Source organism: Asticcacaulis machinosus (assembly GCF_028550435.1).
Lineage (GTDB): Bacteria > Pseudomonadota > Alphaproteobacteria > Caulobacterales > Caulobacteraceae > Asticcacaulis > Asticcacaulis machinosus.
In genome coordinates this window covers 877,254-896,481 of record NZ_JAQQKV010000002.1, presented here as the reverse complement: position 1 = coordinate 896,481, position 19,228 = coordinate 877,254, and the positions used below count along the sequence as shown (strand labels likewise).

Genomic DNA, 19,228 nt, shown 5'->3' with positions numbered 1-19,228 from the left:
TTAAACACTCAATTCGTTCATGATTTCAACAATCCGGCGCGGCCCCTGCCCGTCGATTAAGGCTTTGGCGCGCGTGGCGGTTTCCTGACAGATTTCAGGGTGCATCAGAAAGGTTGCTACCCACTGCGCAAAATCATCCGGTAAACCCGCGCGCGCATCCATCACCGGATAGGGTGAGGATTTGAGCGACATGATCTGATTATCAACCACGATCAGTACCAGCGCCATCAGGCTCTGGGCCGCAATTTCCCCGACGCTGCCACCGGCGGCTGTTACCACCAGGGCCGCCCCATTCAAAGTCTCCGCCACACTGTCCGGGGCCACATGTAATGACACCTGCTCCATGCCCGCAATCTGGGCTGACAGGGCCTCAACATGGGGATTAGCCGGGCCTGCGATCAGACGGATCGGCACGCGCTGGCCGATCATCGGGAACATCTCATGGTACAGATGATTAAGCGCCTGTCCCGTCAGGTTGTTAGGATCTGATCCGCCAAACATCAGGGCGATAAAGCCCTCCTGCTCGGACTTTGGATAGTCGCGGCTGAACTCAGCACGGATCGGTGCATAGAGTGGCCCAAGGCAGGCCACGGCCTGCGGGGCAATATCGTCGTAGGGTAAGGTTTTGGCCGCCGCTGCCGCATTGACCACCATATGGGCACGGATATGGCTCAGTTGCGCCAGATCATCCATGACCAGAACTTTGGCATGATCATACATGGCGGCGATATAGTCTGCGGTGGCGATATAGCTGTCGATGATCAGCCAGTGATGGCTGGAAATCAGTACGCGCAACGCGACCCCGTCCGCCTGAGAGCCGATCCGGCTTTGCACCTGAACCCAGTTGGCGCCGATGGCCGCCATATGTTTTTGGGCAGCGCTTGAGGCCTCATTGAGGATGAAGCTGACCTTCCACCCGTGCGCACGGGCGGCTTCGGCAATGGCGAAACAACGCATGAAATGGCCAAGGCCGATAACGGCAGACGCTTCGGTTCTGATCCACAAACGCGCCATTATACCTGATCCTTATGCGGCAGACGGATAATCTCGCAATAGGTCGGCAGGGATGTCCGCCAGACGGCTGACGCCCACGACCAGCCGACACCGAAACCACTCAGCAGCAGATTTACCGGATATTGCGATGCGCGCCCGCGAAACAGATCACACATGGCCAGCGGGATCGACGCCGGGCCGGTATTGCCATAGTCCCTGACCGCCTCAACCACCTGATCATCGCGCAAGCCGATCTTTTTGGCCAGAGACTGAATCATCATGGCATTGGCCTGGTGCAGGATGACATGATCCATGTCACTTGCGGTTTGTCCCGTCACTGCCAGCGCCCGCGCTACCGAAGGCGCCACCTGACGCAACGAAAACGACAACACCCGCGCCCCGTCCATATAAAGCTGCGGATTGCCGGACTTTGCCACACCGCCGGTTTCTGAGATCAGATGCGGCACACCCGACCCATCGGCGCCCAGATCAAAGCCAATCTGATGATCGTCATCTGACGCTTCCAAAGCCGTTGCCGCCACCGCATCCCCGAACAACAGACGAAGCGCCCGATCATCCTCGGCGATCATAGTGTTGATGACATCGCCGCCAATCAGCAGGGCCCGCTTTAAGCCGCCCGCCGCCATCATCGACGATATGACACTTAGGCCATAGACAAAGCCCGAACAGCCCAGCCGCAAATCCAGCGTCGCCGTCGTCATCGGCAGACCCAACCGGCCATGCACGACATAGGAGGTTGCGGGTAAGGGATAGTCCGGCGTCTGGGTCACCACGACCAACAGGTCGATACTGTCCGACGTCCAGCCCAGCCCCTCCATCAGATTTTCCGCCGCCGCCACCGCCATATCACTGATCAGCAGGCCGTCCGAAACCGGACGGGTCTCGATCCCCGTCGCCCGGATGATTTTATCGACCGCCTCTTCGCCAAAGAGGGTGGCCAGATCACGGTTCGCGTCCTGACGCTGAGGCATGGCCGTCACAATGCCCCTGAGGGCCGGGCCGCGGGTGACAAAGGTGACCATGACCGCCCTATCCCTCCCAAAACGCTTTCAGGTGCGACACAACGCCTGCCGCCGCCTCAACATGGGGCAGATGGCCGGTGTCCGGCAGGACGTGAACCACCGCATCCGCTGGCAGATAGGCCACCTCATGTAAGGGCGTCAGCCGATCCTGATCGCCCCAGATAAATTGCAAGGGGCAGCGCAAGCGCGACCAGTCGCGCCATTGCGGCGACAATTCCACACCAAAGGTTTTGGCGGTCTCCAGCAATTTTATGAAGGCCGCCCGTCGCCCCGCATCGCTGACCGACTCAAAAAGCGCCTGAGCCAAAGCGGGCACCATCTGGGCGTGGCGCTCAGTCACCAGAAACCGGGATAGATCATGGGCGGTCTTTAGCGACGGCGCGGCCAGATAGGCATCCATCGTCTCATAATGAAAAGGCCCGCCCAGCCCCGCCGGTGCGATCAGGGTCAGGGATTGCACACGCTCAGGGTGACGATGGGCCAGACCAAGCGCCAGCTTGGCCCCCATCGAATGACCGACCACATGGGCCGAGGGCACCTTCAGCAGCGCCAGGGCTTCGTCCAGCCAGCCGGTCATAAAGGCGACATCGCCGTCACCCACATCCTGACCTGATTTCCCATGTCCCGGCAGATCGAGCGCCAATACCCGGTATTTTGATATGAACGCGGGCAGGCAATAATGCCAGGCCAGACAATCCGCCCCCAGCCCATGCAGAAACACCAATACCGGCCCGTCCGCCCGCCCCATTTCCAGATAGCTGAGCGGCGCACAGCTATGATCATGATTAAGCGACAAACTGATGCGCCGTGACGGGGCTTTGGGCGCGGCAACCGTCATGCCAGCAGGCCTCCGTCCACGGCCATGATCGACCCGGTAATCCAGCGTGAGGTATCGGCCAGCAGGAAGGCGACCGCCGCGGCGACATCTTCAGGGTAGCCAATCCCCAGCGGATGCGCTGCGGTCAGTTTCTGATAGCCGTCCTCAGTCAGCTTACGATAGGCATGGGCGATTGGCGTATCGACCAGGGCCGGCGCCACACAATTGACCCGCAACCCGTCGCGCACCAGTTCGATCCCCAGACTGCGCGTCATGGCCGCCATACCGCCTTTTGACGCCGCATAGACCGAATTGCCGGATGCCCCGCGCAGGGCCGAGGTCGAGGCCACAAACACCAATGAGGCCTGCGGCGTGTGGCACGCCTTTAGCCGCATGGCCTGAGCCAGCACCAGCGCCGCCGTCAGATTGGCGTCGAATACCTCACGGATATAGTCGAGATTAACTGTCTGCAACGGCCGCATCGACTGGATGCCCGCACAATGCGCCAGACCGCTCAAAGGGCCATAAAGCGCGCAGGTTTCCTTCATCCACGGCACTATCTTCTCGTGTTCCGACAGGTCGAGCACCCGCCCAACATGGCCCTCACCCGGCATTTCGTTGAGCGTTTCCTGCAACCGTTCGGCATTACGCCCCGACGCAATGACCCGTGCGCCCAGTTTCGCCAGATAGATGGCCGTACCCTTACCGATACCGCTCGACGCACCGGTCACCAGAATGGTGCGGCCTTCGAGCGACATTGGGTTGAAAGGTGCGCGGGATGGATTTTGAACCGGCATCAGATCGCTCATAAAGCCCCCTTCATTCGGTTGGCATAGACAGCATGGAAGTGAGCACAGGCATCTTCCATCTTACCCAATAAGGGCGCGCGCGGCGTGACCATAGAGCTCAGCCCCTGATGCACCTTGGCGCAGATATCGTGATCCTCAGCCCGCACCTTATCGGAGAATTCCTTTAGCTGCGCCACAATCATGTCGCGGGCAGCCCCACCCTTATTGTGGCCCAGAAACAGCCCGGCATTGACCGCCGTCGTCTCCGGCCCGATGGGATCAAACATCAGGGCTGAATAAAACCCGCCCCAGCTCATATTGATGACGATATTGGGAAAGACCAGAAAACAGGCATATTCAGGAAACCGTAGCGTGGTCTGCAACCCGATGGCCTTTGACACGCCTGTCCACCATTTCACCGACTGTTCGCGGAAATCACCGACAAAATAGCCATGCTCACCCTCAGGCGTCAGGCGCAGGTCGGGTTTGAGCATGGCCGCGAAACTTTCCGGATGGACCAGCGGGACATGATAGCCTTCGGCGGCATTGTCCATGCCCAGCTTCCAGTTAAAGTCCCAGGATGCCTGATGGCTATCGAACCGTTCCGGGCAGGTTTCGCTCAGGTGCTCGAGGATTTCATAAAAATTGCCCAAAAACCCGCGCAGATCCGGCCCGCCCGCTGCCATGCGCACAAACACAAACCGCCCGCAGGTTTCAAGTTGAAACGCCTCCAGCCGCAAGTTCTGCCGATCCGCATCATTGAGGTCAAAACTCTTGGCATTGTGCGGTACGCCCACCGGCACACCTTCGCCATCAAACGACCAGCCATGATAGGGGCAGGTCAGAGACCGGTTGCCCTTCGCCTCACACTGAATGCGCGAAAACCGGTGGGTGCAGACATTGCGAAACGCGCGCAGCGTGCCTTTGACATTCTGCACGACTATGTTCGTACGCCCGGTCTGACGGGTAATGAAATCGTTCGGGTTTTGCAGGTCATCGGTAAAGCCCAGACACAGCCATGACGGGGCAAACACCCGTTCCATCTCGGCCTCAAACACGTCAGGCCTGAGATATACGTCGGAGCTAAACCCGCTGTAGAGACCGTCAAACATATTCGTCGATCTTGGGTGCCGGAATGGCGGCCATATCCAGCCTGACCGCCCCCCACGACCAGCCTACCCCAAAGCCCATCATTACCAGACGCTGCGGCTGCGTCAAAGCCTCCGACAAATGCGAGGCCATAGCCAGTGGGATCGAGGCCGACGATGTATTGCCGTAAGCGCCCAGTGCAATCGGCACCTTTTCTTCCGGCAGTCCGATTTTCTTGCGCAGGTGATTGAGCATAAAGGCATTGGCCTGATGCAGCACGACATAATCGACGTCATCGGCGGTAATGCCTGCCGTCTCGAACAGCTCTTTCGCCAGCGCCGGCACGGCCCGCAGGGTGAAGTTAAACACTTCCGCCCCGTTCAGATGCAGGCGCGATTCCTTGTATAAAGCCGCCTGCTCTTCGGGCGATTGTGGCTCATCGGTCGGCACCAATGAGCGCCGCATAGCGCCCGCCTTGACCATGATATGCTCGGCGCCTGATCCATCCGTGCCGAACACGCCGTGCCAGATACCGCCTGCGTCATCGACCTCCAGCGCCGTAGCCGACCCGGCATCACCAAACAAAGGCACGGTCGCCTTATCGTCTTTCAGCAGCTTTACGGTCGAAATATCTCCGGCCAGCACCAGAGCCCGCGCCGGACGGCCCTCAACCGTCAGGGTCTTCAGCAAACTGGCCGCCGTCCACAAACCGTAGGGATAGCCGGAACAGCCCAGATTAATATCAAAGGCCAGACAGTTGCCGATACCCATCCGCGTTTGCAGGGTGCAGGCGGTGGCCGGAATAACGTAATCCGGGCTTTGGGTGACCATGATCAGCACATCGATGCTGTCCTTAGCCCAGCCCAACTCAGCCAACAGGTTCATCCCGGCCTGTTCGCACAGATCAGAGGTCGTGACCCCTTCACGGGCCACCCGGCGCTCAATCACCCCGATGGAGCCAGTCAGGCGGTCGCGGTCTTTCGCTTCCGGAAAAAGGTCTTCGTCCTCAAGGCGGCGGATATCCTTCGGCACGCACACCCGCACGCCCTTGATACCAATGCCGCTTAAACGGGCTGAAGTCATGCCGGCCCTCCATAGTATCTGGGACGATTTCGCGTTAACCTTAGTTAGCAAGTTTTAAGCAAATATTGACGAAAACCATATTCCCTGTGACCAGACCGCGACTTTCAACCTCACGATTCGCACAACGCACTACCGGAGTACCGCCCAATGGATAAACCCGCCTTTTTCGCCGCTGTGGCCGAAATTCTGGAAACCGAGACGACTGGTCTTACAGGCGCTGAAACCCTTGATGACCTCGGCAACTGGGACAGCCTGGCCGTTATCTCGTTCGTGGCGATGGTCGATTCAGACCTCGACCGGATCGTCGATAATGAAAAGCTGAAACAGGCCAAGACCCTCAACGATCTGGCGGATCTCGCAGGGCTTTAAAGATGGCCACAACCTTTTCAGAACGGCTAAGGACCCGCGTGCCGTCCCTGAAACGGTTTTCCGAGCGTGCCTGTCAGGATTCGCGCCATATTGCCTATGATCTTCTACCCACGCTGGGCCTGCCGCAGCGCGGCGGGGTAGCGGCACTCATCGGCGCACTTAAACCAAAAACCTTCGATTTTGCGCCGTCCGATCAAGCCCGTGCGTTGTGTCAGGCTTTGAAGCAGGATGGCCTGACCCCGATGCAACCGGCCATACCGGCGGATATACTGAATGATGTGGTCGACTATTTTAAGGTCACGCCCTGCCATGATCCGTTCCGCCCCCATGTCGGTACATTCGCGTGGGATCAGCCGCCCGCAGATGAGATCAATATGGGCTACTATACCGCCGAAGAAACCCTGCGCGCCCCCCATATGCTCGATCTGATGAACCGGCCTGACGTGCTGGAGGCGATGGAACTACATCTTGGCTGCAAGCCTGTGGTCGATAATATCGGGGCCTTCTGGTCATACCCCGACCGTCATACCGCCAAGGGCGTGCAGCGCTTTCACCGCGACTATGACTGCGTACAAAACATCAAGCTGTTCTACTACCTGACCGAGGTCGACGACGAGGCGGGCCCCCATATGTTTGTGCGCGGATCGCACAATGACCGCGCGTTAGAGACCGGCAAGGCCCAGACCGATGAAGCCATTACAGAAGCTTTTGGGACGGATCGCCTCACCGCCATTACCGGCCCGGCCGGATCGTGGTTCCTTGAGGATGTTTACGGCTTTCACAAGGGCCAGTTGCCAGTCAATAAGCCGCGTCTGTTGCTGGCCATCCAGTATAATCTCTATGCCTCACCGCACTGCCCGAAAGCGCCCATTATGGATAATCCCGGCGGCTATGATCCCTATATTAACCGGATTTTTTTGAAATGAGCGCTATTGCTATCATACCGGCCCGCGGCGGCTCAAAGCGCATTCCGCGTAAGAATATCAAGCCCTTTCATGGTCAGCCGATGATCAGCTATTCGATCCGCGCGGCCATCGACAGCGGCTTGTTTGCGCGGGTGATCGTCTCGACTGACGATGCGGAAATCGCTGAGGTCGCCAAGCAATATGGCGCGGAAGTCCCGTTCCTACGACCGCCTGAACTGGCCGATGACCATACCGGCACGGGTGCGGTGGTAGTCCATGCGATCAACTGGTTTAAGGCGCAAGGTATCGATTTTGATCTGGCCTGCTGCATCTACGCGACCGCGCCGTTTATTCAGGTTGAGCGCCTGATTGAGGGCCATGACGCGCTGATCGCACACAACAAATCCTTTGCCTTTTCGGTCACTTCGTTTGCCTTTCCCATTCAGCGCGCCTTAAAGCGCACGCCGGACGGCAGCGTCGATATGTTCTGGCCGGAGAATCTAAATAAGCGTTCGCAGGATTTAGAGCCCGCCTATCATGACGCCGCCCAGTTCTATTGGGGTAAGACCGAAGCCTGGCTTAACGGTCATATCGCCTTTTCACCGGTCTCCGTGCCGGTCATCCTGCCTCGTCATCTGGTCCACGATATCGACACCCCGGAAGATTGGGAGGTCGCGGAGGTCGCGTTTGAGGTGTTGAAGGCACGAGGCGAGATATAATTCATCTCCCGCTCGCGGGGAGAGCGGGGCGGCCCGTGCCGGTTGGGGTGAGGGGCGAAACGGTTGGGGTAAAACCACCGTTGAATTACCCCCTCTTTGATTTTAGGACACCCTAAAATCAAAGCTCCCCCTGCAACAGGGGGAGTTCTATCATTTCGTCCGTTAGCGGTTCACCACGCACCAGATCACGGGCGGCGGGTTTACCCAGTACGTCCCATAGTCTGACCGGCGGCAAACCCAAACCCGGACGGATCGAGCGGACATTATCTTTGGTCAACAACTCACCAGCTTTGACATCGGCCACCACATAGAGAGAGCGCCGGAAGGTCTTTGAGCCGCGCTCAGAGCCCAGAGTGTCATAATGCACACTCCCCAAGGCCCGATGCGCGTCCTTGCAGTCACGCACCAGAGCGGTAAATTCGGCCGGTTCCAGCGAAAAACTCGAATCCGGCCCGCCATCTGCCCGCGCCAAAGTAAAGTGTTTCTCGATTACGCAGCCGCCCAGAGCTACCGCCGCAATGGATGCCGCCGTCCCAAAGGTGTGATCCGACAGGCCCGACGGGCACTGAAACTTTGCCCCCAGATCGGGAACAACCCGCACATTGGCATCGTTGATATTGGCCGGATATTCGCTAACACAGTGCAGTAGCACGAACTGGCCATTGCCGTATTTACGGACGGTTTCGACGGCGGCTTCGATCTCGGCCAGATTGGCCATGCCGGTCGACAGGATCAGCGGCTTCATCTTAGACGCCGCATAGGCAATCAGCGGCAAATCGATCATTTCAAACGAGGCGATCTTATAGGCCGGCGCCCCCAATCCCTCCAGCAGATCAACCGCCGTTTCATCGAACGGCGACGAAAAGATGGTCACGCCGCGCGACTTCGCCCGTTCAAACAGGGCCTCATGCCAGTCCCAGGGGGTGTGGGCTTCGTTATAGAGATCCCACAGCCCATAGCCTTCCCACGGCCCGCCGCCGATGAAAAACTCAGGTCGGTCGGATTTCATAGTGATGGTGTCGGCGGTATAGGTCTGAAGCTTTATGGCGTCACAACCGGTCTCCGCCGCCGCATCGACCAGCGCAAGCGCCCGCTCCAGCGAGCCATTATGATTGCCGGACAGTTCGCAGATGATATAGGGCGAATGGGCCGATCCAATCTTGCGACCGGCAATGTCGATTTCATAGGTCATAGGCCGCACACCTCTTTCAGGATGGCAATTACCGCCGCCGGATCGCTGTCGGTCATATCAGGATAGAGCGGCAGGGACAGGGTTTGGCTGTAATAGGCATCGGCTCCCGGCAGATCCCGCTGACCCAACGCGTGCTGCTGCCAATAGGGCTGACGATGGACGGGGATGTAATGCACCTGCGTACCAACACCGCGCGCTTTTAGCTCTGCCATGACCTCGGTGCGGGTTTTGCCTATTGCTCTAAAATCAATCTGCACCGCCATCAGGTGAAACACTGGATCGGTCTGCGCTGCGGGTGCCGTCCAGCTTACCGGCAGACGCGCTGCCGTGAGCGCCGACTGATAAAGCGCAACCAACCGGCGGCGACGGGCGGCAAAGTGCGGCATCTTTTGGAGTTGCGAAACCCCCAGCGCGCAGTTCAGATCGGGCAAGCGATAGTTATAGCCTAACGCCTGCATCTCATAGACCCAACCGCCACTATCCCGGTCATCGCCGTAACCAAGGCCGGTAAACCGCGCCGGTTCCCGCTCAAGGCCATGACTGCGCAGAGCCCGCAGTTTGCGTGCCAGTTCCGTGTCATTGGTGGTGATCGCCCCGCCTTCACCGGTCGTCAGGGTCTTGACCGGATGGAACGAAAATACCGCCATTTGCGAATACTGGCACGCGCCAACCATAACGCCTTTATCAAGCGTCCCCAGCGCATGGCAGGCATCTTCGACCACAAAGGCGTCCAGTTCCGCGCACCGCCCCGCGATCTGATCCAGCGCCACCGCACGTCCGGCATAGTGCACCGGAACGACCCCGGCAAAGCGCAGTTCGCTATAGTCGCACCGGACGATCTTCAGCGCATCCTCAAACGTCTCATCGGTCATCAAACCCGTCAGCGGATCAACATCGCAAAATACCACCTGCGCCCCGCAAAAGGCGGCACAATTGGCCGAGGCCACAAAGGTGATCGACGGCACAATGACTACATCGGACGGCCCTACCCCCAATGCCAGCATGGCCAGATGCAGCGCCGCCGTGCCGTTTGCGACCACCACCGCTTCTTTCGCCCCCACATAGGCGGCCAGTTCGCGCTCAAACCGTTCAACCCACGGGCCGGTGGTCAGAAAATCGGATTGCAACGCCTCAACAACATGATCAATGTCGCTCTGATCGATCGACTGACGGCCATAGGCCAAAAAGGGCTGGCTCAGCATCGCGCCTTATCCCGTATAGGCGGCCAAAAGCGCCTTAATGCCGTCAATGTCCAGCCGTTCCGGATTGACATCCGACGCGTAGTAGAAATCTTCCGACACGCGCTTTGCACCACGCACCTTGGCAAAGCTTTTGCGGGTATATTCGGCAAATTCCGGCTCAATGATATAGCGGTCATCCAGCTCATAGGTCGCGCGCGCATCATCGGCGGAAATCATGACCTCATGCAGTTTCTCGCCTGGCCGAATACCGACCGTGGGTTGCTCAAGCTCAGGGGCCATAGCGGTGGCCAGATCGGTCATCAGGGTCGCCGGGATTTTGGGTACGAAAATTTCCCCGCCCTGCATCAGTTCCAGCGACGACAGGACGAAATTGACTCCCTGATCCAAGGTGATCCAGAACCGCGTCATGCGAGGATCGGTGATCGGCAGCGTTTTCGACCCGTTAGCGATCAAGCGCTTAAACAACGGCACCACCGACCCACGCGAGCCGATCACATTACCATATCGCACCGCACAGAACCGGATACCGGTATCGCCCGCCATATTGTTCGCCGCCACAAAAATCTTGTCCGACGCCAGCTTGGTGGCGCCATAAAGATTGATCGGTGAACAGGCCTTATCGGTAGAGAGCGCCACCACCCGGTGTACGCCGGTCTGAAGGCAGGCCGAGACGACATTTTCCGCCCCGTTGACATTGGTGGCGATACATTCCGACGGGTTATATTCCGCCGCCGGCACCTGTTTCAGGGCCGCGGCATGGATGACGATATCGACCCCGCGAAACGCCATGACCAGCCGCAACCGGTCACGCACATCGCCTAAGAAAAAACGCAAGCGTGAGGTTTTTTCGCGCGGAAACATTTCCTCAAGCTCGGCGCGCATCTCATATTGCTTGAGTTCATCACGCGAAAAAATGATGACCTTGCGCGGATCATAATCCCGCAGCAGCGTCATGACCATCTTGCGCCCGAATGAGCCGGTAGCCCCCGTGATCAGCACGACCTTACCTTGTACGGGATCCATCTGAGGGGCAAAATCACGATATAACGGTGCGGACATGCCAAAACTCCGGTTACTTTGACGAATTAGAGCCAATTTTGATCTGATTGCATCAGATGAAATGCTCTAATTTTTAGTGGTCGCTCTTTCTGATCCATCAAATGATCCCATTTGATAGGAAAACGCTCTAGGTCTTGTGCGCATGATGCGGTGGTGCGCTTAAGGCGTAGTTAACGCGGCCTGCGCCGCATCAGATCACGCACGACATGGGGGATCAGCACCCAGGGCTCCAGAAAATAACGGCTGAACAAACGCTTCGGCTCATGAAGAAACCTGACCAGCCATTCTAACCCCACCCGCCCGGTCCAGCGCGGCGGCGTATACATAACGCCCGCCTCATAATCGAAGGCCGCCCCGATCGGCATGATCGCACAATCAGGCAGTTGCTCCAGATTATTCAGAATCCATAACTCCTGACGCGGCATGCCCATGCCGACCAGCAACACATCCGGCTTTTTATCGGCCAGATCGGCCAGAAGGCGCGTATTGTCGGAGCCGTTCACATCAAAATAGCCGGTGTGCATAGAAAGCCGCACATTCGGATAGCGTTTAAGGATCGCGGCCCTGGAGCGTGGATTATGCTCAGGTGCCCCACCGACATGATAGACATGCCATCCCTCACTTTGCGCCTTAGCCCAAAAGCTTTCGCGGAAATCGAGATAGGTACAGCGATGGGCCCGCGACACGTCTTTGCCAAGCAGGCGACCCCACAGAATCATGGGCGTAGAATCGATCTCGATCAGGTCGGCCTTATCGTAAAAGGCCCGCATGTCCGCACGGCGATGAAACAGATAAAGACTATGTAGATTGTGATTGGCTATCACCATCCGGCGTTTTGCTACGACCGATTGCGCAATGGTGTCCATCACCTCATCGGGCGTGATGGCATCAACTTCGGCTCCTAACAAAGACAGGCGGCATGAGGGTGTCATGCCGCCTGTTATAGCTCAGAGGTGTTGAGAAATTACTGCCTAAACCTATTGCTCAACCGGACGCAAGGTCACTTCGACCCGGCGGTTCTGGGCGCGGCCTTCGGGCGTATCGTTCGTGGCGATCGGCTGATTGAAGCCAGCCCCGGCGACATAGATGCGCTGATAGGCGACACCGCGGCTCGACATATAGTTGGCGACCGAATTGGCGCGGCGTTCCGACAGGGCCTGATTATACTCAGCCGAACCGGTACGATCCGCATGGCCGACCACATCGATATAGGTCGACGGATAGTCTTTCAGCACGCCCGATACGTCATCCAGCACCTTATAGAAGCGGGAATCGACCTGATCGCCATTGACCGGGAAGGTCACATCAGACGGCATGTTCAGGGTAATGATGTTGCCCTTACGATCCACGGTCACGCCGGTATTGTGCAGCTTTTCGCGCAAGGCCGCTTGCTGCTTATCCATATAGTTGCCGATAGCCGCACCACCGAGTGCACCAATCCCAGCGCCGATGATCGCGTTTTTGCGGCCCTGCTCACCCTTATTAGTGTTGGTAGCATAACCCGCCGCAGCCCCTACGGCCGCACCGATGATGGCGTTGGTTTTGGTGTTATCACGCACCACCTGACCCGTATTCGGGTCGGTCGTCGTACAGCCTGCCAGCAAAATACCGGTGGCGGCGAAACCTAACAGAACTTTTTTCATGCTTAAACTCTCCCTTAAGCTCAGACCTACCGCCATTCATGGGTTGAAGCGGTTATAGCCTGAAACTATTCCAGTTTTGCTGAACCTAGAATGAATGACACAAACAACCAATGCCGTTGACCCATCCAAAAATAAGGGGGCCATAAGCGCATCATTAAAACATGATGAGGTTGTTATTTTACAGCCTTGGCGGCCTCAGTTTTATGACAGCGCCACACGGTCTGGGTTTCCGGCGCCGCTGTCAGATAAGACTGCGCCAGGGTGCGCACTTTTTGCAGATTGTCTTTCAGGGCCGCCTGCTGACCGGCATTGTCAGGCGATGCACAGCGCAGGGTACCTAGCGCCGTGCGCTGTGACACATAGGCCTGATGGGCCTCCGGCGACAGGCGATAATCGCTTCGCTTAAACCTTAGCCCGTCCTTGGACAGTTCGAGTTTCGCCGCAAACGGCTCAGAATCGCTGACCGTAAAGCGCAGCAATGACCCATCCGCCTGACGCTCATAGGGGGTGCGGTTGTTGACGCAAGCCCGCGAGGCTTCGAACTCAAATTCGGTCGGGCCCGCCCCGTTCAGCGGTCGCGGAGATGCGGATTTATCAACCTCACACGCCAGACGCACCAGCCCTTCGGACACGGTCTCAGCGGCGGCTGTCTTGGCCGCATGACGCTCCCACAAACCGGAGTCGCGCACCACAAACACCAGCGCCAGTATGACCACCAGCACCCCAAGCAATGTCCAGCCCCACGGGAAGGGGTGCTTGATGCGTACCTTTTGCGGGGCCGATTTCAGTTGCAGCGGCTTGGCGTCCGCCGTTTCAGGCTCTGGCGCATAGGCCGTCGGTGCCGCCTTTTCCTTATGCTCACGCTCACGGCGGATGTGCACAACAATCAGCACCAAAACCAGCAGCGACAGCACCACAAGAGCCGCCAGTTGCAACTGATCCATCAGGGCCGAAGCCGCTTCGGCTTTTTTGGCCTGCTCCAAACGCTGACGCTGGGCTTCGGCGGCGGCAGCCAGGGCCTTGGTCAGGGCGTCGTCTTTCGAGATTTCATCTTCGGTCTTGGCGTAACAGGCATCGGGCTGGATCTGCGGGGTAATGCCCGCCGAATTTAAGAATGTATTGAGCGCTGAGACGTGGGTAGCGACATATTGCCCTGCCGGCACATCGAAATCACCGCTATCCGACAGGGAAGAGGCCGCGCTCCAGGTATTGACGCCGACCACCTGACCACATTCATCCAGCAGCGGCCCGCCGGAATTGCCGGGATTAACCGGTGCGGTATGAAACAACGTATCTACCCGCCCGCCATCAGGGTTGGTTGAGGCAAACAGCGCGATCGAGCCTTGGGTGACATAGGCATCCGCCGGTACCAAAAGCTCCGTCCCGCCGCGCTTCAGCAAGCGATCGGTTACCCCCGGATAGCCCATAGCCACAATGCGCTGGTTCTTTTGCGGGGTCAGATAAAGCTTGAGCGGAGCCACTTTTAAGGACGGTGCTTTCAGCAGCGCCAGATCGCCTTCGGTCCAGGACTTGACCAGTTCGACCTGCTGATAGGCTGCGCCGGTGTCCTTATGCGGCACGATGTAGATTTCCGCCGATGACGCTTCGGGTGGCGCTTCGACCACATGGAAATTGGTGACGATATAGTTAGGCGCGACCACAAAGCCGGAGCCCATGCCAACAGCATCGAGCGGCACGCCGCCGAAACCGCGGTAAACCACCAGCACCCGCACCACCGACTGCTCAGATGATTTCAGGGCTTTTGTCGAATTGATCGGCTGAAATTTCGGATCGACCATTTCGGCCAGAACCTGATCCGTCGACGCCGAGGCGGGCGCTTCCGTTACCGCAGGTGTGGCGACGGCAGGCACGGCCGCAACCAGTACCAGCCACAAGGCGCACAAAAGCCCCCCGGCGCTAAGGCCACGGATATTTGACGCTAAGGGTTTGTGAGCCCACAATCTCATGGCTATACGCAACAGCTCTTTCGATTCCAAACGGCTTGACTTCAACCGATATGAACAATGGTTAAAGCCGCCCCGCAATTAAAATTTCCTCAGACGCCGAAGTTTTGGGCGAGTGTGATAGAATTACGCGAATTAATACGGATTTAACGCCCCCACAAGTGCGGCAATTGATCCCTTGCGCCCCCGCCGTAGCCGGACTAAGGCATAACGGCTGGAAAAGTATATTTTGTGACAGGTTTTATCATGACCGCTTCCGCCATTACGCCCGTTCCGATCAGCCTTTATGCCGAGGATATCGACGCCTTTTCGCAAAGTCTGGGCGCGTCGTTTGAGCGTTATGGCTTCGCCGTATTGTCGGGCCTGTTCGATAAGGACGGGGCAGGCCTCGATAAGACTCTGGTTGATCAGGCACTGGCCGACACCAAGGCCTTCTTCGCCCTGCCGACAGACACCAAGATGCAATATAAGACCGGCGTCGGCGGTCAGCGCGGCTATACGCCGTTTGGGATCGAGACCGCCAAGGGCGCCAGCCATCACGACCTTAAGGAGTTCTGGCACACTGGCCGTGACCTGTCCGAAGGGCACCCGTACCGCGATTATATGCCAGAAAATGTCTGGCCCGGCGAAGTCAGCGGCTTTCGCGACCATGTGTCAGAGCTTTACACCGCGCTCGATTTCCTCGGCAAACGGGTGCTGAAAGCCATTGCCATCTATCTGAAACTCGACCCGGAATTTTTCACCCCGACCGTGCGCGAAGGCAATTCGGTGCTTCGCCTGCTGCACTATCCGCCGGTGACCGCTGCGGGTGAAAGTGTCCGTGCCGGCGCCCACGGCGATATCAATGTCATTACCCTGCTGATGGGCGCCGAAGAACCGGGCCTGCAACTTCAGGATCGTGACGGCACATGGCTGCCGATCACCCCGCCGGAAGGCTGCATCGTCATCAATATCGGCGATATGCTGTCGCGCCTGACCAATGGGGTGCTGCCGTCGACCATCCACCGCGTCGTTAATCCCGCCGAAGGCCGCAAGGATTTTTCACGCTATTCGACGCCGTTTTTCCTGCATTTCGAGCCGCCCTATGTCATTGAGACGCTTGAAAACTGCATCAGCGTAGACCGCCCGAACCAGTTCCCCGACCCCATCTCCGCCGAAGATTTCCTCCAGCAACGCCTGCGCGAAATCAAGCTGACTTAAGGTTCTTGCAGCGACGATATAGCCAGAACCCCACCCCATACGCCAACGGCGTAAGAAGAAGCGGCGCGACGCCTAACGAAAGCAAAGGCCCCCAAAGAATTTTGCGCCCACCAGATGCCAAGGCTTCGGGAGACAGGTTTTCGGGGAATGACATAAAGCTTTGCCATACCGAACCACTGAAAATTAGCAGTAAAATGGCCATAGAAACAGCGAGCATAATCGCTCCCACTTTAGGCCCTTTACGCCACGCCCAGAACCCAACCCCTAAAGCAACAAGCGCATTTAAACCGAGCCAAATATAAAAATAGCCCGGTGAAAGCGTAACGTAATATGTGTCGTGTAAAGAGTAATCCATATCAGACTTAGTGCCATTGCTCTTAAAAATTGAAACACCCCCACGGCTTAGCCGTGGGGGTGACATTTCTTGCACCTCTAAAGTACACTGAGCGTCAGCGAGGGACTTTAGAGGTGAGTTATCACACCTCCCACCCGCACTTCTGGCCCTTGTTCTGCTGGATCAGCCAGGTGTTGAGCGGTGCGAAATATTCCGCCACCGCCGACGCATCGGTCTGGCGTGTGCCGGTAAAGGCCTCAAGCGCATCAGGCCACGGCTTTGACTGGCCCATTTCCATCATCTTGTTGAACTTTTCGCCCACGGCCTTTTCCCCGTAGATAGAGCAGCGATAGAGCGGCCCCTTAAAGCCGATCTGATCGCAGGCGGCTTTCTGGAACTGGAACTGATAAACGTGGGCTAGGAAATAGCGGGTATAGGGCACAGACGCCGCCACATGGTACTTGGCTCCCGGATCGAAGGCGGCGGTCGGACGGGCACCCGGAGGGGTCAGGCCCTGATACTTTTTGACCAGCGCCCACCAGCGGTCATTATATTGCGCCGGTGTGATCTGGCCGGAATAGACTTCCCAGCGCCAGCGATCGACCAGCAGACCAAATGGCATGAAGGCAATCTTCTGCATCGCCATTTTCAGCAGGTACGGAATATCTTCGCCGGTTTGGGCGGGCACCTTATCCAGCAGACCGATCTGGTTGAGATAGTTAGGTGTTACTGACGACAGGCCTACGAAATCACCGATCGCTTCGTGGAAGCCATCATTGGCCCCGTTTTTAAATAGGAACGGCTGGTTCTTATAAGCCCGCTGATAGTAGTTATGGCCCAGTTCATGGTGGACGGTATAGAGGTCTTCGCCGTTGACGAGGGTACACATCTTGATGCGGATATCATCGGCATTATCCAGATCCCAGGCCGAGGCGTGGCAGACCACTTCGCGGTCTTTCGGACGCACGATCATTGAGCGCTCCCAGAAGGTTTGCGGCAATGGCGCCAGACCCAGCGAGGTATAGAACCCCTCACCCGTCTTGACCATTTTCACTTCGTCGTATTTCTTGGATTTCAGCAGGGCATCAAGGTTGTAGGCGGTCTTGTAATTGCCGGTTTTTGGGGCCGCGATATCATAGATATTGGCCCAGTCCTGCGCCCACATGTTCCCCAGAAGGTCCGCGCGGATGGCACCATTTCTGGGCTGCACGGCATCGCCGTATTTCTCATTCAGTTTGGTGCGCACATAACAGTGCAGGTTCTTATAGAACGGCTCAACCTGCGCCCACAGACGGTCGGTTTCAGCCGCAAAGGCATCGGGCTCCATATCATAGCCCGACCGCCACATGGCCCCGGCATCCGTGAAGCCTAACCCTTTAGCGCCCTCGTTCGACAGCTTGATCATCTGGGTGTAGTCGGCCTTCATGGCCGGCGACACGGTGCGCCAGCCTTCAAACATGGCGCGCAGTTCCGCCGGATTGCGCGACTTGGCCATGACTTCGGAGGCGTCGTTCAGGGTATAGGTTTTGGCGTTATAGGTGAATTTTCCGGTCGAATAGACCGAGTCCAGACGCGTTGAAATCTGCGCCAGTTCATCGGCGGCGCCCGGACGATCAGCGGCAGGCAGAGACAGGGCCAGTTTCAAAAGCTTGAGTTTACGCGCCGTCACCGGATCGACATTAACGCCATCATATTTAGCGGCTTCCATAGCGTATTTCACCGTCTGCTCGGTAAATTCGCCGTTGACCTTGGATTCCAGCCACATGCTGTCGAAATTGATGTAGGTCGCCCGCAGCCACTGCACGCGCGCCGCATATTCGCTCATTTCGGACAGTTTGGTCTCCGCCGCATCGACAAAGGCCTTGGCCTCAGCCGGTGTGGGCTTCGTCGCCATAACGGGCGCTTCGGGGGCCGTGGCCACCGGCGGGGCGGCGGGCTCTACCGATGAGGTGGTGGCGCAGCCGCTTAAGATAGCGACCATAGCGGCGGACAGCATCAAACGCTTGATGATCATGAAACCCTCTCCCTGAAACAGAACGGGCACAGGGAAAGGCATTTGGGGGAGATCGTCAAGCCTTCAATGGTTACATTCGCAAGCAGGCGTTAACTAATTCAAACACGCCATATCGCCGGTCGCCTTGATGGATGAGGCATTGGCGCGGATACGGCCGGAGCGTTTAGCGACGTATTTACCTGGTTTTGCCGCCCGCCACTTGCGCGGGCTGGGCAGTATAGCCGCCAGACGTGAGGCTTCGGCACGGGAAAGCTCTGACGCGCTTTTTTTAAACCAGTACCGCGACGCCGACTCGGCGCCATAAACCCCAGGCCCCCATTCGATACTGTTGAGATAGACTTCCATGATCCGCTTTTTCGGCCACAGGGTCTCAATCAGGACGGTATAATAGACCTCAGCGCCTTTGCGCACCCACGACCGCGCGGGCCACAGGAAGACGTTCTTGGCCGTCTGCTGAGAGATGGTCGAGGCCCCGCGCTTACGTTTGGTGTGGCGGGCATTGTATTTCTGGGCCTTTTCGATGGCTTCAAAATCAAAACCGTCATGGCTGCAAAAGCGGGCGTCTTCGGCACCGATTACCGCGGTCTGCAGGTGCGGGCTGATGTTTTTCATCGACACCCAGCGGTGATCATAGCCTTCGCCTTCAAACAGGCGCTGCACCATCAGAAAGGTCACCGGCACCGGCACAAAGCGGTGGATCAGAACTGATCCCACGCTGAACACAAAAAACCCAAGCACAAGCCCTAACAAAACCCGTCCCCACTTGACGGATTTAAGCTTTGCGAACAACCCCGACATAAAACGCCCCGAATAA

Annotated in this window: 19 protein-coding genes; 4 read left to right on the top strand and 15 right to left on the bottom strand. The window is 57.6% G+C overall.

The window, feature by feature from the left end:
• The 6 genes from pseG to PQU98_RS12505 are packed head-to-tail and all read right to left on the bottom strand — an operon-like array spanning position 1 to position 5,813.
• Positions 1-1,014, bottom strand: coding sequence for a UDP-2,4-diacetamido-2,4,6-trideoxy-beta-L-altropyranose hydrolase (gene pseG, locus PQU98_RS12530; RefSeq protein WP_272745279.1), 1,014 nt, complete (start codon positions 1,012-1,014; stop codon positions 1-3).
• The gene (locus PQU98_RS12525) at positions 1,014-2,036 is read right to left on the bottom strand and encodes a ketoacyl-ACP synthase III (protein WP_272745278.1); all 1,023 of its coding nucleotides are present in this window, start codon (positions 2,034-2,036) and stop codon (positions 1,014-1,016) included. The genes pseG and PQU98_RS12525 overlap by 1 nt, the downstream gene beginning before the upstream one ends.
• A gap of 7 nt (positions 2,037-2,043) precedes the next feature.
• Positions 2,044-2,874 carry an alpha/beta fold hydrolase gene (locus PQU98_RS12520; protein ID WP_272745277.1) on the bottom strand — a complete coding sequence of 277 codons (831 nt, stop codon included), beginning with the start codon at positions 2,872-2,874 and terminating at the stop codon, positions 2,044-2,046.
• Positions 2,871-3,662 (bottom strand): SDR family NAD(P)-dependent oxidoreductase, encoded by a 792-nt coding sequence (locus tag PQU98_RS12515; protein WP_272745276.1) that lies wholly within the window; start codon positions 3,660-3,662, stop codon positions 2,871-2,873. Before PQU98_RS12515 ends, PQU98_RS12520 begins: the two co-directional genes overlap by 4 nt.
• Positions 3,659-4,753 carry an aromatic ring-hydroxylating oxygenase subunit alpha gene (locus tag PQU98_RS12510; RefSeq protein WP_272745275.1) on the bottom strand — a complete coding sequence of 365 codons (1,095 nt, stop codon included), beginning with the start codon at positions 4,751-4,753 and terminating at the stop codon, positions 3,659-3,661. The genes PQU98_RS12515 and PQU98_RS12510 overlap by 4 nt, the downstream gene beginning before the upstream one ends.
• Complete coding sequence (locus PQU98_RS12505) at positions 4,746-5,813, bottom strand: ketoacyl-ACP synthase III (protein WP_272745274.1); 1,068 nt, start codon at positions 5,811-5,813, stop codon at positions 4,746-4,748. Before PQU98_RS12505 ends, PQU98_RS12510 begins: the two co-directional genes overlap by 8 nt.
• A gap of 147 nt (positions 5,814-5,960) precedes the next feature.
• On the opposite strand from PQU98_RS12505, the gene PQU98_RS12500 reads away from it, so the two are divergent.
• Genes PQU98_RS12500 through pseF form a run of 3 tightly spaced genes read left to right on the top strand, consistent with a single transcriptional unit; the run spans position 5,961 to position 7,806 of the window.
• Positions 5,961-6,182: an acyl carrier protein gene (locus PQU98_RS12500; RefSeq protein WP_272745273.1), complete on the top strand. Its 222-nt coding sequence runs from the start codon at positions 5,961-5,963 to the stop codon at positions 6,180-6,182.
• A 2-nt stretch (positions 6,183-6,184) separates the two neighbouring features.
• On the top strand, positions 6,185-7,108 hold the full coding sequence (locus tag PQU98_RS12495; RefSeq protein WP_272745272.1) for a phytanoyl-CoA dioxygenase family protein: 924 nt from the start codon (positions 6,185-6,187) through the stop codon (positions 7,106-7,108).
• Entirely contained in the window at positions 7,105-7,806 is a 702-nt protein-coding gene (gene pseF, locus PQU98_RS12490) for a pseudaminic acid cytidylyltransferase (RefSeq protein WP_272745271.1), read from the top strand. Before PQU98_RS12495 ends, pseF begins: the two co-directional genes overlap by 4 nt.
• A gap of 118 nt (positions 7,807-7,924) precedes the next feature.
• On the opposite strand, the gene pseI is transcribed toward pseF, so the two are convergent.
• From pseI to PQU98_RS12460, 6 genes are all read right to left on the bottom strand, one after another.
• Complete coding sequence (gene pseI / locus PQU98_RS12485) at positions 7,925-8,998, bottom strand: pseudaminic acid synthase (protein WP_272745270.1); 1,074 nt, start codon at positions 8,996-8,998, stop codon at positions 7,925-7,927.
• On the bottom strand, positions 8,995-10,200 hold the full coding sequence (gene pseC / locus PQU98_RS12480) for a UDP-4-amino-4,6-dideoxy-N-acetyl-beta-L-altrosamine transaminase (RefSeq protein ID WP_272745269.1): 1,206 nt from the start codon (positions 10,198-10,200) through the stop codon (positions 8,995-8,997). The genes pseI and pseC overlap by 4 nt, the downstream gene beginning before the upstream one ends.
• A gap of 6 nt (positions 10,201-10,206) precedes the next feature.
• Positions 10,207-11,259 (bottom strand): UDP-N-acetylglucosamine 4,6-dehydratase (inverting), encoded by a 1,053-nt coding sequence (gene pseB, locus PQU98_RS12475; RefSeq protein ID WP_272745267.1) that lies wholly within the window; start codon positions 11,257-11,259, stop codon positions 10,207-10,209.
• Positions 11,260-11,429: 170 nt separating this feature from the next.
• Positions 11,430-12,191 carry a WecB/TagA/CpsF family glycosyltransferase gene (locus PQU98_RS12470; RefSeq protein ID WP_272745266.1) on the bottom strand — a complete coding sequence of 254 codons (762 nt, stop codon included), beginning with the start codon at positions 12,189-12,191 and terminating at the stop codon, positions 11,430-11,432.
• A 45-nt stretch (positions 12,192-12,236) separates the two neighbouring features.
• The gene (locus PQU98_RS12465) at positions 12,237-12,902 is read right to left on the bottom strand and encodes a YiaD family glycine zipper/OmpA-like lipoprotein (RefSeq protein WP_272745265.1); all 666 of its coding nucleotides are present in this window, start codon (positions 12,900-12,902) and stop codon (positions 12,237-12,239) included.
• A 173-nt stretch (positions 12,903-13,075) separates the two neighbouring features.
• Entirely contained in the window at positions 13,076-14,869 is a 1,794-nt protein-coding gene (locus tag PQU98_RS12460) for a S1C family serine protease (RefSeq protein WP_272745264.1), read from the bottom strand.
• Between the two features lie 243 nt (positions 14,870-15,112).
• Between PQU98_RS12460 and PQU98_RS12455 the strand changes: the two genes are divergently transcribed.
• Complete coding sequence (locus tag PQU98_RS12455) at positions 15,113-16,066, top strand: isopenicillin N synthase family dioxygenase (RefSeq protein WP_272745263.1); 954 nt, start codon at positions 15,113-15,115, stop codon at positions 16,064-16,066.
• On the opposite strand, the gene PQU98_RS12450 is transcribed toward PQU98_RS12455, so the two are convergent.
• The 3 genes from PQU98_RS12450 to mtgA form a co-directional block, all read right to left on the bottom strand.
• Positions 16,053-16,421, bottom strand: a complete 369-nt coding sequence (locus PQU98_RS12450; protein ID WP_272745262.1) for a hypothetical protein — start codon at positions 16,419-16,421, stop codon at positions 16,053-16,055. The two genes, PQU98_RS12455 and PQU98_RS12450, sit on opposite strands and share 14 nt — an antisense overlap.
• Positions 16,422-16,542: 121 nt before the next feature.
• Positions 16,543-18,414, bottom strand: a complete 1,872-nt coding sequence (locus tag PQU98_RS12445; RefSeq protein WP_272745261.1) for a M2 family metallopeptidase — start codon at positions 18,412-18,414, stop codon at positions 16,543-16,545.
• Positions 18,415-18,507: 93 nt separating this feature from the next.
• Entirely contained in the window at positions 18,508-19,212 is a 705-nt protein-coding gene (mtgA, locus tag PQU98_RS12440; RefSeq protein WP_272745260.1) for a monofunctional biosynthetic peptidoglycan transglycosylase, read from the bottom strand.
• Positions 19,213-19,228: the final 16 nt, after the last annotated feature.

What these genes read in the sequence shown, in the direction of transcription:
- PQU98_RS12455 (WP_272745263.1), top strand. Translation starts at nt 15,113, where the DNA reads ATGACCGCTTCCGCCATTACGCCCGTTCCGATCAGCCTTTATGCCGAG.
- PQU98_RS12525 (WP_272745278.1), bottom strand. Translation starts at nt 2,036, where the DNA reads ATGGTCACCTTTGTCACCCGCGGCCCGGCCCTCAGGGGCATTGTGACG.
- pseI (WP_272745270.1), bottom strand. Translation starts at nt 8,998, where the DNA reads ATGACCTATGAAATCGACATTGCCGGTCGCAAGATTGGATCGGCCCAT.
- PQU98_RS12445 (WP_272745261.1), bottom strand. Translation starts at nt 18,414, where the DNA reads ATGATCATCAAGCGTTTGATGCTGTCCGCCGCTATGGTCGCTATCTTA.
- PQU98_RS12515 (WP_272745276.1), bottom strand. Translation starts at nt 3,662, where the DNA reads ATGAGCGATCTGATGCCGGTTCAAAATCCATCCCGCGCACCTTTCAAC.
- PQU98_RS12500 (WP_272745273.1), top strand. Translation starts at nt 5,961, where the DNA reads ATGGATAAACCCGCCTTTTTCGCCGCTGTGGCCGAAATTCTGGAAACC.
- PQU98_RS12470 (WP_272745266.1), bottom strand. Translation starts at nt 12,191, where the DNA reads ATGACACCCTCATGCCGCCTGTCTTTGTTAGGAGCCGAAGTTGATGCC.
- PQU98_RS12510 (WP_272745275.1), bottom strand. Translation starts at nt 4,753, where the DNA reads ATGTTTGACGGTCTCTACAGCGGGTTTAGCTCCGACGTATATCTCAGG.
- PQU98_RS12495 (WP_272745272.1), top strand. Translation starts at nt 6,185, where the DNA reads ATGGCCACAACCTTTTCAGAACGGCTAAGGACCCGCGTGCCGTCCCTG.
- pseB (WP_272745267.1), bottom strand. Translation starts at nt 11,259, where the DNA reads ATGTCCGCACCGTTATATCGTGATTTTGCCCCTCAGATGGATCCCGTA.
- PQU98_RS12460 (WP_272745264.1), bottom strand. Translation starts at nt 14,869, where the DNA reads ATGAGATTGTGGGCTCACAAACCCTTAGCGTCAAATATCCGTGGCCTT.
- PQU98_RS12520 (WP_272745277.1), bottom strand. Translation starts at nt 2,874, where the DNA reads ATGACGGTTGCCGCGCCCAAAGCCCCGTCACGGCGCATCAGTTTGTCG.
- pseG (WP_272745279.1), bottom strand. Translation starts at nt 1,014, where the DNA reads ATGGCGCGTTTGTGGATCAGAACCGAAGCGTCTGCCGTTATCGGCCTT.
- pseC (WP_272745269.1), bottom strand. Translation starts at nt 10,200, where the DNA reads ATGCTGAGCCAGCCCTTTTTGGCCTATGGCCGTCAGTCGATCGATCAG.
- PQU98_RS12505 (WP_272745274.1), bottom strand. Translation starts at nt 5,813, where the DNA reads ATGACTTCAGCCCGTTTAAGCGGCATTGGTATCAAGGGCGTGCGGGTG.
- pseF (WP_272745271.1), top strand. Translation starts at nt 7,105, where the DNA reads ATGAGCGCTATTGCTATCATACCGGCCCGCGGCGGCTCAAAGCGCATT.
- mtgA (WP_272745260.1), bottom strand. Translation starts at nt 19,212, where the DNA reads ATGTCGGGGTTGTTCGCAAAGCTTAAATCCGTCAAGTGGGGACGGGTT.
- PQU98_RS12450 (WP_272745262.1), bottom strand. Translation starts at nt 16,421, where the DNA reads ATGGATTACTCTTTACACGACACATATTACGTTACGCTTTCACCGGGC.
- PQU98_RS12465 (WP_272745265.1), bottom strand. Translation starts at nt 12,902, where the DNA reads ATGAAAAAAGTTCTGTTAGGTTTCGCCGCCACCGGTATTTTGCTGGCA.